General features: G+C 66.9%; 9 protein-coding genes. 5 read left to right on the forward strand and 4 right to left on the reverse strand.

Annotation, left to right across the window (positions count from 1 at the left end):
* The first annotated feature begins 64 nt into the window (after positions 1–64).
* Positions 65–1,357: a nucleotide sugar dehydrogenase gene (locus TSH58p_RS18400; RefSeq protein ID WP_109072733.1), complete on the forward strand. Its 1,293-nt coding sequence runs from the start codon at positions 65–67 to the stop codon at positions 1,355–1,357.
* Positions 1,358–1,445: 88 nt separating this feature from the next.
* Here the strand turns inward: TSH58p_RS18400 and TSH58p_RS18405 are convergent, their stop codons facing one another.
* From TSH58p_RS18405 to galE, 4 genes are all read right to left on the reverse strand, one after another.
* The gene (locus TSH58p_RS18405) at positions 1,446–2,936 is read right to left on the reverse strand and encodes a glycosyltransferase (protein WP_109072734.1); all 1,491 of its coding nucleotides are present in this window, start codon (positions 2,934–2,936) and stop codon (positions 1,446–1,448) included.
* A 37-nt stretch (positions 2,937–2,973) separates the two neighbouring features.
* A complete protein-coding gene (locus TSH58p_RS18410; protein WP_109469319.1) occupies positions 2,974–4,011 on the reverse strand; it encodes a glycosyltransferase family 2 protein in 1,038 nt (345 codons plus the stop codon).
* A 103-nt stretch (positions 4,012–4,114) separates the two neighbouring features.
* A complete protein-coding gene (locus tag TSH58p_RS18415) occupies positions 4,115–6,478 on the reverse strand; it encodes an acyltransferase (RefSeq protein WP_109067561.1) in 2,364 nt (787 codons plus the stop codon).
* A gap of 817 nt (positions 6,479–7,295) precedes the next feature.
* Positions 7,296–8,297: a UDP-glucose 4-epimerase GalE gene (gene galE / locus TSH58p_RS18420; RefSeq protein ID WP_109067562.1), complete on the reverse strand. Its 1,002-nt coding sequence runs from the start codon at positions 8,295–8,297 to the stop codon at positions 7,296–7,298.
* Between the two features lie 229 nt (positions 8,298–8,526).
* Between galE and TSH58p_RS18425 the strand changes: the two genes are divergently transcribed.
* From TSH58p_RS18425 to TSH58p_RS18440, 4 genes are all read left to right on the forward strand, one after another.
* Positions 8,527–9,411 carry an ABC transporter permease gene (locus TSH58p_RS18425; RefSeq protein ID WP_247873779.1) on the forward strand — a complete coding sequence of 295 codons (885 nt, stop codon included), beginning with the start codon at positions 8,527–8,529 and terminating at the stop codon, positions 9,409–9,411.
* Positions 9,401–10,753, forward strand: coding sequence for an ABC transporter ATP-binding protein (locus TSH58p_RS18430; protein WP_109067564.1), 1,353 nt, complete (start codon positions 9,401–9,403; stop codon positions 10,751–10,753). The genes TSH58p_RS18425 and TSH58p_RS18430 overlap by 11 nt, the downstream gene beginning before the upstream one ends.
* Before the next feature lie 141 nt (positions 10,754–10,894).
* Entirely contained in the window at positions 10,895–12,331 is a 1,437-nt protein-coding gene (locus TSH58p_RS18435) for a hypothetical protein (protein WP_146205790.1), read from the forward strand.
* A 44-nt stretch (positions 12,332–12,375) separates the two neighbouring features.
* Complete coding sequence (locus TSH58p_RS18440; RefSeq protein WP_146205791.1) at positions 12,376–15,549, forward strand: glycosyltransferase; 3,174 nt, start codon at positions 12,376–12,378, stop codon at positions 15,547–15,549.
* The last annotated feature ends 107 nt before the right edge of the window (positions 15,550–15,656 follow it).

Consider the following 15,656-nt stretch of genomic DNA (forward strand, 5'->3'; position numbering starts at 1 on the left):
GATGGAAGGTGTATAAGACGCTCTGCGTCCGTTTCGCCCGGTCTCGAGGAGCTTTTTTCACGCCATGACCCATTCCCGCCGCATCTCGGTGATCGGCCTCGGTTACGTCGGTCTGCCCGTGGCCGTTGCGTTTGGGCGGATGGACGTCCCCGTCGTCGCCTTCGATATCGACGCGCGGCGCATCAGGGCGTTGCGGGAGGGGCACGACCACACGGGCGAGGTTGCGGACCCGGATCTGGCGGCGGCGAAACTGCACCTGACCGACGATCCGGCGGATCTGGCGCAGGCCGACTTCCACATCGTCACGGTGCCGACTCCCATCGACGACGCCCGGCGTCCGGATCTGCGCCCGCTGCTGGCCGCCAGCCGCACCGTCGGGCGGCATCTGAAGCGCGGCGACGTGGTGGTCTACGAGTCCACCGTCTATCCCGGCGCCACGGAGATGGACTGTGTGCCGGTGCTGGAGGCCGAATCGGGCCTGACCTACGGGCAGGACTTCACCGTCGGCTACTCGCCGGAGCGCATCAACCCCGGCGATAAGGAGCACCGGTTCGAGACGATCACCAAGGTGGTTTCCGGCTCCGACCCGGCGACGCGGGCGCTCGTCGCGGCGGTCTACGGCAGCGTGGTGAAGGCCGGCGTGCACGAGGCCGCCTCCATCGCCGTGGCGGAGGCCGCCAAGGTCATCGAGAACACCCAGCGCGACGTCAACATCGCGCTCATGAACGAACTGGCGGTGATCTTCCACCGCATGGGCATCGACACCCGCGACGTGCTGGCCGCCGCCGGCACCAAGTGGAACTTCCTGAAATTCCAGCCGGGCCTCGTCGGCGGCCACTGCATCGGCGTCGATCCCTATTACCTGACCCACCGGGCGGAGCAGCTCGGCCACAACCCGGAGGTCATCCTGGCGGGCCGGCGCATCAACGACACCATGGGCCAGTATGTGGCGCAGGAGACGGTGAAGCGGCTTCTCCGTGGCCGCGCCGGGCAGGCCGGGCCGCTGCGCGCCACCGTGCTGGGCCTGACGTTCAAGGAGGACGTGCCCGACATCCGCAACACCCGTGTCGTGGACATCGTGGCGGAGCTGGCAAGCTTCGGGGTGGAGGTCGCGTTGCACGACCCGTTGGCTTCGGCGGAGGAGGTGGCCCACGAGTACGGCCTGACCCTGACCGCGTGGGACGCCCTGCCGCCCGCCGACGTGGTGGTGCTGGCCGTTCCCCACGCCGCCTACCGGACTGAGGGCTGGGAACTGGTGACCGGCCTGCTGAAGGACCGCCGGGGCTTCGTCATGGACGTGAAGGGCCTGCTCGACCGCGGCAGCGTGCCGGATGGCGTGGATCTTTGGCGGCTGTAACCGCGGCCCCGCACGGGACACTCAACATGAAAAAGCCCCGAACCGCGTGAACGGTCCGGGGCTTTTCGATTCCAGCCGATGGCGGCGGTCAGAACGCCTTCAGCTTCTTCCAGGCGAACAGCACCATGCGCAGCAGCAGCCAGCCGTGGGTGAAGCGGCTGATCTGCGTCTCGCCGTAGCTGCGGTCGGCGTAGCGGATCGGCACCTCGACGATCTCCAGGTTCAGCTTGGACGCGCCGAAGATCAGGTCGAAGTCGCCGAACGGGTCGAAGTCGCCGAAGTAATGGCGGTTCGCCACGATCTGGTCGTAGTCGCTCTTCCACAGAACCTTCGTGCCGCACAGCGTGTCGGTGAAGCGCGTGTTCAGCAGGAAGGAGAAGATGCGGGCGAAGGCGCGGTTGGCGATCCAGTTCAGGAAACGCATGGCCTGATCGTCCATCGGGTAGACCAGACGGGTGCCGTTGATGAACTCGCCCTGGCCGGACGCGATGGCGCGGTAGAATTTCGGCAGGCTCTCCGGCGGGACGGTCAGGTCGGCGTCGAGGATGATGAGGATGTCGCCCCGCGCCGCGTTGAAGCCGGCGCGCACCGCGTCGCCCTTGCCCTTGCCGGGCTGCTTCATGACCTTGATGTCCCAGTCCGGGTAGGCGGCCTGGACGCGCAGGCATTCCTCGTAGGTGTTGTCCTTGCTGTTCCCCTCGACGTAGATGACCTCCAGGTCCGGGCAGAAGCGCGGCAGGCGGCGGATGGCGTTCTCGATGTTGCCGCGCTCGTTCCGGCAGGGGACCAGCACCGTGCAGGACGGCTGCTTTTCCGGCGCCCGCGGGGCGGGGCGGGCCACCACGTAGTTGCGCAGGCACAGCTTCCGGACGCCGGGCAGCGGGGCGATGCTGCGGTTGATCAGCGTGCCGAGTCCGAGCAGGCGGCGCGGCACGAGCTGGCGCCACTCCCGTTTCACCGGTTGCCAGCCGGCCAGCGTCAGCAGCCCGGCGATGTCGGTGCTGGACAGCCAGTTGAGCTGCCCCTGCGGCATCTTCAGCCCGAGCTTCTCGGCAAGGCCCAGAACCGGCTCCCACAGGCGGGAATGGTAGCTGACGATGATGCGGGTGCGCGGCGTGGCGAAGCGGTGCAGATGGCGCAGCGTGTCCTCGATGTCGTCGAGGAAGCCGATGGTGTCCGACAGCAGGATCACGTCGAAGGTTCCGCCGATCCCCGCCAGGGCCGCCGGGTCCTCCGCGTTGCCGGTGTGGAACTCCAGTTCCGGATGGCGCTGCCGCGCCCGCTCGACCATCGCCGGGCTGAGGTCGATGCCGACTCCGCGCGACGGCTGCAGGAAGGCCAGCGTGTCGCCCGTACCGCAGCCGACCTCCAGCACCGAGGCGTTCTCAGGCACGAGAAAGCGCAGATAGGCGCGGTCGGCCTCGTGGAAGGCGCTGTTGCGCTCCACCCAGCGATCGCGCTCTTCGGCCAGCCGCTCGAACAGCGCCCGCACGCTCTCCTGGCGCGGAGTCAGGAATTGAGCACCGCCGGAGCCGGCGGCAGGGCCCGGTACGGGATCGTCAAAGGCGTCAACGGTCATGGAATTCGTCCGCGATGGCGTCATCGGGAGGTGCTGTTCATGCCTCGCAGGACCCGGTGGTCTTGCGGACCGGGTGGACGCCCGGCGCGGGAATGGACAGGTAGCGCATGCGCTTGGCCTCGCGCCGGCCCAGCGTGACCGTGTCGAGGATCAGGCCGCAGGTCAGGCTGAGGAAGCCCAGCAGCATCAGGCCGGTGGCGAGCACGGCGGTGGGCAGGCGCGGCACCAGCCCGGTGTGGGCATAGGTCGTCACCACCGGCCAGGCGAGGATCACCGCGAGTATGGCAAGCAGCCCGAAGATGGCGCCGAAGAAGGGCAGGGGGCGCTCCTCCTTCACCAGATTGACGATGGTGCGCAGGATGCGGACGCCGTCGCGGATGGTGTTCAGCTTGCTGTGCGAGCCCGGCGGGCGGTCCTTGTAGGGCGCCTTGATCTCGGCGATGGGCATGCGCAGCTCCAGCGCGTGGACGGTCAGCTCCGTCTCCGTCTCGAAACCGCTGGCGAGCGCCGGGAAGGACTTGATGAAGCGCCGCGAGAAGACGCGGTAGCCCGACAGCATGTCGCCGATGCGGTTGCCGAAGATGCGCGCGACCATGCCGGTCAGCAGCTTGTTGCCGAAGCGGTGGCCGGGCCGGTAGGCCTTGACGATCTCGGTGACGCGGGCGCCGTTGACCATGTCGAGCTGGTCGTCCCACAGCCGCTTGACCATCAGCGGGGCCGATGGCGCGTGGTAGGTGTCGTCGCCGTCGACCAGCACGTAGACGTCCGCCTCGATGTCGGAGAACATGCGGCGCATGACGTTTCCCTTGCCCTGCAACGGCTCGTGCCGGACCACGGCGCCGGCGGCCTTCGCCACCTCCACCGTGCGGTCGGACGAGTTGTTGTCGTAGACGTAGACCGTCGCGTCGGGCAGCGCCTTGCGGAAGTCGCGCACCACCGAGGCGATGGCCGCCTCCTCGTTGTAGCAGGGGATCAGCACCGCCACCACCGGCGCCGCCGGAGCCGGATTGGCGAGGACCTCATCGGAGGCGGCGGCGGGGCGGTCGGCCTGTCGGTCGATGGTCGAGACGGTCATGGTCCTGTGCTTCGAAACGGTGCCGATGGCCGGATACACATCACAGACGGCACTTTAAATCCACTGGGAAGCGCAACCGTGCGCCCCAGGCCCCCCGTCCGCGTCAGGCGGGGACGGGCGGGCGCTCTTCGGCGATGGGGAGGAACTCCTCCAGCTCGGCCTTTTTCCGCGTTCTCGTCCACGGGAAAAGCTCGGAGGTGGGGCGGTGGCCGAACTCCAGGTAGCGGTAGCTCAGGGCGGCGATGATCAGGAGCGCCCCCAGGCAGACGGCGGCGGCCGTCACCTGCCCCAGCGGCGTGCCTCCCTGGTCGATCAGCCGGTGCGCCACCACCAGATGCCAGACGAAGAGGCTCACGGCCATCAGCCCCACCCATTGCAGCGGCCAGGAGGCGAGGATGCCGTTGAGCCGTCCCTGCGTGGCGCCCAGCGCGACGATCGCGGCGGCGAAGCCGGCGGCGGCTGCCAGAACGCCGGCAGGGCCGGGAACCACGGCGCCCACCACCACCAGAAGCGCGGACAGGGCCAGCAGCGGACGCCGCCAGCGGCGGATGTCCTCCGGCACCCGCACCGACACCCAGGCCGCTGCCATGCCCAGGATCGCGACGGACGCTTGGGGCGGCACGGCGGTCCAGAAGGGCGCCGAGGGGGCCGTCCCGGTGGTCCAGCGGTAGAGCAGAGGCACGCCCCACGGCAGCAGGCAGCCCGCCAGGACCGTCGGCAGCGCGGCGTAGCGGAAGGCGAGAACCAGGGCCGGGAAGATCAGGCTTCCCCAGATCGCCAGATCGAGCGCCCAGAACGACCAGTTGTAGGGTGGCAGGAAGTTCTGGCCGATGAAGAGGTGGCTGACGGTCAGATATTCGGCCAGCCAACGCCAGTAGACGGCCTCGTACGGATGGAAGGTGAAGCTGAGGGTGTAGGAAACCAGCCCGCAGAACCCATAGAGCGGCAGAAGACGGCCGGCCTGCCGGCGGTAGAACCCCATGGCCTCCGCCCGGTTCATGGACCGCCGTCCGTCCGCGAAGGGGTGGTAGAGTGCATAGGCCGCCAGCACGATCAGCAGGTCGATCCCGAGCCGCCCGAAGGCCATCAGGGCAACCGCGGGCTCGGTGTCGGGCCGCGGAATTCCCGCCAGGTAAAGCAGGGGGTCCGGGGTGATCGACCCGATGCCGCGCCAGAACAGCCCCGTGATGTGGAAGGCCAGCACCGTGATAATCGCCACGGCCGCCAGCCCGTTGGCCCAACTGGGCCGGTCGGTCCAGGCCGGCGCGTCTGCGGTCGTGGCGGCGGCCTTCTCCCGCGGGGCCGGGTTGCGGCGCAGGAGGAAAAGCTCGGACACCGGGCGGCCGGGGAACTCGATGTAGCGGTAGCTGAAGGCCGCGACGGCGAACATCAGGGGGAAGAACGGCAGCAGCAGGAACATCCGCCCGCCGGGGGTCGGGTCCTGGCCGATGATGTAGGCCATCATGATGCCGTGCCACACGTAGATGCTGTAGCACATCATGCCCAGAACCTGGAGCACGCGGTTGCACAGCAGCCTGTTCAGTCCCCCCTGGGACCGGGTGACCGTGATGAACAGGAGATAGAAACCAAGCGCCGCCGACAGCTTCTCGGCGGTTCCCGGAACGGCGGGAACGAGCACCGTGATGCCGCCGCGCGATCCCAGAAGGATCAGCACCACGGCGAGCAGGAGCATCGGAATGCGCAGGCTTTGCCGCTGGACCGGATTCCGGTCCAGGGTATGGACCGCCAGCATGCCGAGGGTGAAGCTCGGCAGATGGCTGATCACCATCACCCACAGCGCCGTCGGCGGGGTGAAAGGCAGAGCGTTCGGTGCGTATGTGTGAAGGCCCCAGACCGTCACCGGAAGCAGGGACAGGACGATGGCCGCCACGAACGGCGCGCGGAACAGCAGGACCAGGACCGGGAAGATGAATCCGAACCAGATCTCGAGATTGATCGACCAATACACCCAGTTGTAGCCGGGCATGAAATTCTTGGCGTCAAAAATATGAGTGGCTGTCAGGAACTCTCCAAAGACCAGCCATTGCTCCGGGTTGAAGATGTCGAAGCGGCGAACCACGAACAGGGAGAGAAATCCACAAAGGAAATACAGTGGCAGCAGGCGGGCCGAACGGTGGCGTAGGAAGGAAAGAACATCACGCCGGCTTTCCATCCGCCGCGTTCCGGCGACATAGGGTCGGTACAGCACGAAGGCGGACAGAAAGAAAAACAGCTCGACGCCCAGATCGCCGCTGTCCAGCAATTTGGCCAGCGATACGTTGACGCCGCCGATCCGCCAGTCCAGGGCTTCGAAGAACACACCTCCGGGCTGGAAGAAATTTCCGATGGCGTGGCAATACAAAGTGGCGATAATGGCCAAGCCGCGGAGCCCGTTGATTTCTCCAATTTGGCCGTTCTGAATGATCGGCGAAGTGGATTGCGGCAACGCCTGGGTCTTTTCACTCATAAGAGTTTGTCTTGTGACCAATTATGGAAGCCCAAGAACAATTGACGGGCAAGTTGCCTTGGTGCAATTTCTGTCGCGCCAGATATAGCCTGTCGCCGCAAGGTCTAGCAAGGCAATTTCCATCCGGATTCGGGTGGCCTTCGGATGGCGTATGCCCGGCTCGCCGGCTCCGGCTGCAGTGTCGGTTATTTGGCACAACGCCGCCAAACTGCGTTAGAACGGCACCTCCTGCGGCCGGCGCCCCCGGCCGATCCGATCCGTGAAGCGCCATATTGCTGGCCCACATGGTGCGGCGGGAAGGGGCGGCGGATTTTCTTCAATCACAATGGATGTTTTTTGCCACTGCCGCGTTGTTGTCTTTTTGCCTTATTGTTTTTCTTGGATACAATGGGGAGAGTGTATTCTCAGGAAATATGGCTGTGTTCTGTTATTCTGTTTTTGCCATATTTTATGGATCAGTGCTTGCTCTCTGTCTTTTCAAGAAAAGAGAATGGGCGACACCTTCTGCATTTTACAGTCTTCTTAGAATTTCTGGAAAAAGATGCTATTCCATATAGCTCATACATCAGCCGCGCATCGGGTTTACTTTTATATTTTGGCGGATGGAGCGCCTTTCATCAAAGGCTATAGTCACTTGCCGGCGCTCATCGCAGCCATCGCTTTGCTGGCCGCCCTGACAGCCCTCTCTTGGAGGCTGGTCGAACATCCGGGAATCATCCTGGGGCGGCAGTTGCGCTACCGCCCTGGAAAATTTGGCGTCGCCGCCGAGAACGCTTGATGAGACGGTCCGGTGGGGGCGGACGGCATCGCCCTGACCCTACCCTTCCAGCCCGCGCTCCCAGGCGAGCGCGCTGCGCACGATCTCCTCCAGCCGGTCGTGCTTCGGGATCCAGCCGAGCTGCTCGCGGATGCGCGCCGCCGCTGCGACGAGCTGGGGCGGGTCTCCGGGGCGACGTTCGGCAAGGGCGGCGGGCACCGGCTCGCCGCTGACCGCCTCCAGCGTGCGCACGACCTCATGGACCGAGGCGCCGCGCCCGTAGCCGCAGTTGAGCACCAGACTGCCGCCTCCCCGCCGCAGATGGAGCAGGGCCAGGACATGGGCGTCGGCCAGGTCGCTCACATGGATGTAGTCCCGGATGCAGGTGCCGTCGGGGGTCGGGTAGTCGGTGCCGAAGACCGACAGGGCCGGACGGCGGCCCAGCAACGCTTGGCAGGCAACCTTGATCAGGTGCGTTGCCACCGGCGTCGCCTGCCCGGTTCGGCCCGCCGGGTCAGCGCCGGCGACGTTGAAATAGCGCAGAATGACGCTCCGCAGCCCATGGGCCGCTCCGGCGTCACGCAGCATCTGTTCAGTCATCAGCTTGGAGGCGCCGTACGGGTTGATCGGGATGGTCGGCGCGTCCTCCGTGATCGGCACGCTCTCCGGTGCGCCGTAGACGGCGGCGGTGGACGAAAATACGATTTTGTCGATCCCCATCCGGACGCAGGCTTCGGCCAGGGTTAGGCTGTTGACGGTGTTGTTGCGGTAATAGGCGAAAGGCTTCTCGACGGACTCCGGAACGACGATGGAGCCCGCGAAATGCATAACCGCGTCCACCCGGTGCCCGCGCATCACCCGCTCCAGCAGGTCGGCGGAGCCGATATCCCCCTCGATCAGGGGAACGCTGTCCGGAACCGCCGCGCGCCGCCCCGTCGACAGGTTGTCGATGGTGACCGCCGGAATGCCGGCATCGCTCAGCGCATGGAGCACATGGCTGCCGATGTAGCCGGCTCCACCGGTGACCAGCACGCGGGGCGTGTCCTCGGATTCTTCGAACATGCTTGCCTGTTCCCCTTTTCCGTATCGCCCGTATGCCGCCTCGGCAGCGTCGGCCAAGCGCCGATTCCTGGTTCCGAGCTAGAGAGCCCGGCAAATCCGGTCAAGCTGCCCAGATTGGCTCCTACGCCCGTTCCGGTCGGGGAAACGGGGTGCCACCACCGGTCGGGAGCGGGGATGGAGGGGCCGGCAGGATGCGTCTGTCTGGACCTTTGCGCCGGAGACGGTGTATGTGTTCGCCCGTCCCCTTCCCAAGCACGCCTTCATGGTTGGGAATGAGCCGCGTTCCAAATGGAATACCATGAGATTGTTGGATCATCTGCTCCGCCCTTATAGCACGGCCGTCCGTCATCGTGATCTCATCTGGCGGATGGCCCGGCGGGAGATTGACGCCCGGACCAAATCGACCTCCCTCGGCACCATCTGGCTGGTCGTTTCACCGCTTCTTCTGCTCTCGGCCTATACGTTTGTCTTTACTTTCATTTTCAAGTCGCGCTGGGACATCCCGGACAGCGGTCAGGGCAACGTCGCCCTGTTCCTGTTTTCCGGCATGACCGTGTTCGGGATCGCCAGCGAGTGCATCAACCGCGCTCCCGGGTTGGTTCTCGAGAACGTCTCCTACGTCAAAAAAGTCGTCTTTCCTTTGGAGATACTGCCCTGGATTTCCCTGATCAGCGCCGTGGTGCTGGCCGGGATCAATTTCGGCCTTCTGCTCCTGGCCCATCTGCTGTTCTTCGGCCTGCCGCCGGCGACGGCCCTGCTGCTGCCGCTGGTGCTGCTGCCGCTGCTGCTGATGACGATGGGGCTGAGCTGGCTGCTGGCCTCCCTTGGGGTCTTCCTGCGCGACATCAAGCACATCACCGGCTTCCTGGTGACCTTCATGATGTTCCTCGGCCCGGTGTTCTACCCGCTGTCCGCGGTGCCCGAATCGCTGCGTGGCTTCATGTACCTCAACCCCATAACGCTGGCGATCGAGCAGACCCGGCAGGTCATGTTCTGGGGGCAGATGCCCAGCCTCGCGGCCTATGTGATCGCCCTGGCGGCGGGGCTGGCCGTCTCCAGCCTGGGTTTCGCCTGGTTCATGAAGACGCGAAAGGGATTTGCCGATGTCCTCTGATCTGGCGATCTCCATCCGGGATCTGGGCAAGGCCTACAACATCTACCGCAACCCGCAGGACCGCCTGAAGCAGATGATCTGGCGGCGCCGGCAGTTCTACGAGCTGTACTGGGCCGTCCACGACATCAGCCTCGACATCGGGCGCGGCGAGACCGTCGGCATCATCGGGCGCAACGGCTCCGGCAAGTCGACGATGCTCCAGATCATCGCCGGCACGCTGACGCCCAGCCGCGGCACGGTGCAGGTGAACGGGCGGGTCGCTGCGCTCCTGGAGCTGGGGGCGGGATTCAACCCCGAATTCACGGGGCGGGAGAACATCTATCTCGCCGCCTCGGTCCTGGGACTGACCGGGCGCCAGATCGATGAGCGGCTGGAGTCCATCGTCGATTTCGCGGCCATCGGCGATTTTCTGGAACAGCCGGTCAAGCTCTACTCCAGCGGCATGTACGCCCGCCTAGCCTTCGCGGTCGCGGCCCACGTCGACGCCGACGTCCTGATCGTGGACGAGACGCTGTCGGTGGGCGACGCCGCCTTCACCCAGAAATGCATGCGCTTCATCCGGAAGTTCAAGGAGAACGGGACGCTGCTGTTCGTGTCCCACGACACCGGCGCGGTCATCAACCTGTGCGACCGGGCGGTGTGGCTGGACCGCGGCATGGTGCGCGCCGTCGGCCCGTCGAAGGAGGTCTGCCAGGACTATCTGATCGCCATCGAGCAGGAGCGCGACGACAGCTCCAGTTTCCGCATCGGCGGACGGCAGAGGCCGGTCGAAGCGCCGCCGGCCCGCGTCGTGCAAGACCCCCGGCACGAGTTGATCGACAACTCCGTCCACCGCAACGAGATCGAGCTGTTCGACTTCGATCCCGAGGCCCGCTGGTTCGGGCAGCGGGGCGCCGAGATCCGCAACGTCACCCTGCAGGACGCCAACGGCCATCCGCTGGCCGGCGTCACCGGCGGCGAAGAGGTTATCCTGTGCGTCGACTGCCTGTCGGAAACCGACGTCAACCGGCCGATCGTCGGCTTCCAGGTCAAGGACCGGCTGGGCCAGTTCCTGTTCGGGGACAACACCTACCTGACCTACCGCTACGCACCGGTACCGGTGCCGGCCGGGCATTCCTTCCAGACCCGCTTCCGTTTCCAGATGCCCTACCTGCCCACCGGCGACTATTCGGTCGTGGTGGCTCTCAGCGACGGCACCCAGGACGATCACGTCCATCACCACTGGATCGAAGACGCCCTGATCTTCAAGGTCCACTCCAGCCACATCACTCGCGGTCTGGTCGGCATCCCGATGCTGGGCATCCGCATGGACGTCCACCAGAGCGAAACATCCGTGGGCTAGGCACGCCCAGGTCGGGCTGGTGTTCGGAATCGGGCCAGTGTATGCAAGCGGCCAGTTCGCCGCGGAGCCTGCATGACGCCTGCTGCATGACGCCTGCGGCCCGCCCCCACGGGGAATGAGCAGTTACGAGGCCAAGCCATTATGAAAGACTCCAGCCACGTGCAGGATTATGACGAGGCGGTCATGCGGGACGTCGAGAGGCTGCTGCGCAAGGAGCGGCCGGAGGAACTGGCCCGGTGGCTGACGGATCGCCTTCCCGCCATCGCGGCGGACCAGATCCCGGACCTGAGCCAGGGAATGGCGGGCCGCCTGGAGTCGATGGAAGAGCGCGAGGCCGTGGCGGCGCTGCTGTGCGGATCGCTCGCCGAGCCCGACGATCTGGACCAGCTGGCGCAGATGCTCGACAGGTTCGGGCTGGAGCAGGCGGCGACGGCGGCGTTCCGGGCGGTCGCCGCCCTGGAAAGCCTGGATGACTCGCTTCTGGAGGTCTGGGACGGCCCGTTCAACGGCCAAAGCGTCCGCCAGGAGTTGTTCCGGAGCCTCGTCAGCCGCCTCGGCGTGACCTCCATCGTCGAAACCGGCACCTTCCGGGGATCGTCCGCCGCCTTCATGGCGAGCCAGTCGGGGCTTCCGCTGTTCACCTGCGAGGCGAGCCCGCGCTATTTCCATTATTCGTCCCGCCGGCTGGCCGGGTTCCCGAACGTCACCCTGCGCAATCAGGACTCGCGGGTGTTCCTGAAGCAGCTTCTCGATTCCAACACCCTGCCGCCCGGTCCGGTGCTGTTCTACCTCGACGCCCACTGGCACAACGACCTGCCGGTCTGGGAAGAGATCGACATCATCTTTTCCCGGGGCGTTCCGGCCGTGATCGTGATCGACGACTTCCGGGTCCCCGGCGACCCCGGCTTCGCCTACGACAATTATGGCGTCGGAAAATGCCTGTCGGTCCAGGATCTGTGGGAGAAGACGGGGTCCGAGACCGACTGGTTCTTCCCGCACGGATCGTCGGGGTCGGAAAGCGGCCGTAAGCGGGGATGCGCCGTTCTCGCGCGCGGGGAACAGGCCGCCCGGATCATGCAGGAGGTGCCGGCGCTCGACCGGCTCGATTGGCGCACGGCCGTCCTGCTCGACGCCGTCACGGCGGAACTGCCGGCGCTGCGGACCGCCAACGCGGAGTTGCAGGAAGCCAATGCGCAGCTTCAGGCCGATCACCAGAAGCTGCGCGCGGAGTTCGAGCACCGGGAGCTTCGGCTGCGCGACGAGGCCGCCCGCCAGGAGCTTCGGCTGCGTGACGAGGCCGCCCGCCAGGAACTCCAGTTCCGTGCGGAGGCCGCCCGCCAGGAACTCCAGCTCCGCGCGCTCGACAACAGCCTGCGCGAGCGGGACCAGAAGATCGCCGCCCTGGAGCAGACCCTGGCGGAGCAGAGAGACGTGTTCGCCCGCATCGACCACAGCACGGGTGATGCCGCCGTACGGGCGCAGGAGCTTGAGGGCCGGGTGAGGGAACTGCAATCCTCGCGGTGGCGGCGCATCGGCCTGCGCCTGCGCCTGGCCAAGCCCGCGACGTTCGAACGCTGACCGCGCGCCTCCTTCCGACGATGCTCAAAGGCCAAGGCTTCCCAATGGACGAGATCACATCCGCGGCACACGGGGTGGAGGACGCCGGTCTCCACGACGCGCTTCACGACGCGTTCCGGAAGGCGGCCGGCCCTGTCCTGCTGATCCGTCCAGGTACGGACACGCTCGACCGCGTCTTGGCCGCGAAGGCCGCCTGCAGTGGGGACGGGGGCGAAGCCGGGGCCTCCTTCCGCGAAATCCTGTGCGTCCACGACGACTTTCCGGCACTGGAAAGGCTTTGGCGGCGGATCGCCCCCCAGGACGGGGACGGGTCCTTCATCGCCTATCACGGCACCGTCGCGGACGTGGTCCGGGACTTTCCCCTGGCTTGGCAGCTTGTGTGCCTCGAAGGCGGGAAGCCCGGACACGCAGCGGGAGAGCTGCGCGACCTGGCGCACCAGATCACGGCGGACAGCCGGGTGGTGTGGCGGGATGACGGCGAGGCCAGAGGAGGGACCGCCGCGGCCCTGGTGTCCGCCGGCGTCTATGCCCGGGCGGACGGGGGCGGGACGGCCCTGTCGTTTCATCCGGCCCCCGGCGCGGCCCTGCCGGACGGCGGTCCGGTGGAGCAATGGGGCATCCTGCGCGCGCTTCTGCACGAACGCTACTTCGCGCAGGAGCATCCGGAGCCGGGGCGCCGCATCCCGGTCGGCGACGTCCTGCGCTCCATCCGCCGGTCCTGGCTGAAGCGCGGAACGGAGAAGCTGGGCACCGGAAAGCTCGGCGACCGTTCGGGCTGGCCCTATGCGGCGCCCGATGCCCCTCCCCTGCCGCCCACCCTGCCGGACGGGCGGCCCTGGCCGCGCATCTCGATCGTGACCCCCTCCTACAATCAGGGGCACTACATCGAGGAAACCCTGCTGTCGGTCATCAACCAGAACTATCCGAACGTCGAGCACATCGTCATGGACGGCGGCTCGACGGACGCGACCATGGAGGTGGTGGGCCGTTACCGCGACCGGCTAGCCCAGGCGGTCAGCGAGAAGGACCGCGGCCAGAGCCACGCCATCAACAAGGGCATGGCCCTGGCCACCGGCGACATCCTGACTTGGCTGAACAGCGACGACATGCTGGCGCCGGGCGCCCTGGCGGCCGTGGCCATGGCCTTCGCGACGGCGCCCGCCGATCTGGTTGCTGGCATCTGCTGCCTGTACCGGGGCGGCGAGCTGGTGGGCAAGCATCTGACCGCCTGCGAGGACGGTCCCCTGCCGATCGACGACATCCTCGACCTTGATCACGGCTGGAACGCCGGGCAGTTCTTCTACCAGCCCGAGGTTTTCTACTCCCGCGACCTGTGGGAGCGGGCAGGCGGACGGGTCAACGAAGCGCTGTACTACAGCATGGATTACGAGCTGTGGCTGCGCTTCGCCGAGCAGGGGGGGCGTCTGCACGTGATCAGCCGCCCGCTCGCCTGGTTCCGGCTGCACGACGAGCAGAAGACGGCGGCCGAGCAGCGCTTCAAGACGGAGCTTCTGGAATTCCGCGACCGCTATCTGGAGCGCACCGGGCGCAGCCTGAGCGGTGGGCGGGCGTTTCCCGACTTTAGCCGCCGTCTGCGCGTCCTCCTGTTGAACGACAACGGTGGGAAGTACGGGGCCGGAATCGCCCACGCCCGGATGATGGAGGCCCTGCGCCGTGCCGGGCAAGAGGTCGAGGCCATCGCGCTCGCCCTGAACGGCGTGCCCCCCGGCCAGCCCTGCCCGGTCTCGTCCGACGAGCTTCTCGCGCAGATCGAGACCGTGGCGCCCGACCTGATCGTGGTCGGCAACCTGCACAGCGCGCGGATCAACCCCATCGTCTTCGGCGAGGTGTCCCGCCGTTGGCCGACGCTGATCGTGCTGCACGATCTGTGGTGGCTGACGGGACGGTGCGCCTACACCCGCGGCTGCGACGCGCTGCTGACCGGCTGCGGTCCCGATTGCCCGACCCCGGCGGAATATCCCGATCTGGCGCCCGAACTCATCGCCGACGCCTGGCGCGACAAGCGCCGGGTGCTGACGTCCGGGCACGCGCCGATGCTGCTCGCCAACTCCGCATGGACGAAGGAGCAGGCGCACCGGGCCTTCCCCGAGGGGCAGGCCCCGGCCATCGAGCGCATGACGCTGGGCTTTCCGCTGGAGATCTTTCGGCCCCGCGACCGCAAGACCTGCCGCGACCTCCTGGGACTGCCGCGCGACCGCTTCATCGTCCTGTTCAGCGCCTCCTCGATCCTGGACACGCGCAAGGGCGGGGATCTGCTGGTCGATGTGGCCCGGTCCCTGGACATGCCCGACATCCTGTTCGCCGCCACCGGGCACGGCACCGCGCAACAACTCGGCGTGCCGGAGGACCGGTTCCGCGCCCTGGGCTATGTCGAGGACCCGGAACGGCTGGCGATCATCTACGCCGCCGCCGACATCGTGGTCGCGCCGAGCACCGAGGAAACCTTCGGGCAGATCTTCGTCGAGGCCATCGCCTGCGGGACCCCCGTGGTCGGCCATGGCCTGACCGGGGTCGCCGACGCCATCCGGGACGGCGTGACCGGGCTGGTCACCGCGGCGCCGACCGCCGCCGACTTGGAGGCGGCGATTCTCGCACTCTACCGCCAACCCTGGCTGCGCCGATCGCTGGCGCGCTGGGGCCGGATCCACGCCGAGAATATCTGGTCGCTGGAGGCCTGCTACCGCAGCCTGTTCATCGCGTTCCGCCGCCTGGGCCTGGTCGACCGGCTCGGCCTGCCGCACAAAATCGGTTTCATCCCCGGCCAGCCCGCCGCCGCCGCCTTCGACGAGCCTGAGCGGCGAGGCCGCTCCTGGGTGCCGGGAACCGGCGTCTGTCCCGAGGAAGGCCCCTATCCGGAGCACGACCTGCCGGCCCGCTTCCACTGGGTGTGCGGTCCGAAAAGCCGGGTGGAACTGCTCTGCCGCGAATCCGGTCCGCACTTCGTCGCGATCGACTACCAGAACCCCCTGTTCGAGGGGCTGCCCCTGACGATCGAGATCGACGGCGTCGAGGTCAGGCGTGTCCGGCTCCCGAAAACGGCGGGCGGGGCCTCCAGCCTTCTCCATTTCAAGGCGGACCTCGCGACGGGCGCCCGGTCGATGACGCTGACCTTCGGGCGGTGGCAGGAGCCCGGCGCCGCAGAACGGCGGGCTCTCGCGATGATCATCCGCCGGATTCACGTCATTCCGCTGGCCTGACATCCGGAACCGAAGGTGGGGCGCGAGGGGAACCGCGCCTGCCGCACGACACGGGGTTGCTGGTTCATGATCTTCGAAACGCTTGCTGCTCTGCACGGTCTGATTCT

The sequence above is a fragment of the Azospirillum sp. TSH58 genome (genome assembly GCF_003119115.1).
Taxonomy (GTDB): Bacteria; Pseudomonadota; Alphaproteobacteria; order Azospirillales; family Azospirillaceae; genus Azospirillum.